Origin of the sequence: Sedimentibacter sp. B4 (assembly GCF_000309315.1) — a bacterium.
Lineage (GTDB): Bacteria > Bacillota > Clostridia > Tissierellales > Sedimentibacteraceae > Sedimentibacter > Sedimentibacter saalensis.
Window position 1 is genome coordinate 1 of record NZ_CANG01000844.1, and the last position, 207, is coordinate 207.

At 68.6% G+C, this 207-nt stretch carries 1 pseudogene; it reads left to right on the top strand.

The features are described 5' to 3' along the window. Nucleotides 1-207 (top strand): annotated as a pseudogene (locus BN358_RS27055) (peptide ABC transporter permease); the annotation flags it as partial.

Genomic DNA, 207 nt, shown 5'->3' on the forward strand with positions numbered 1-207 from the left:
TCCGAGACCGGTCTGTCCTACTTCGGCTTCGGCGTGCACGCGCCGGACACCTCGCTCGGCACCCTGATCGGTGAGGGCGCCCGGATGGCCACGACGTACCCGTGGATCTTCCTCGGACCGGCAACGGTGCTGGTGTTCCTCGTCATGTGCGTGAACGCGGTCGGCGACGGCCTGCGCGACGCACTCGACCCCAGTTCCGCTTCGGGA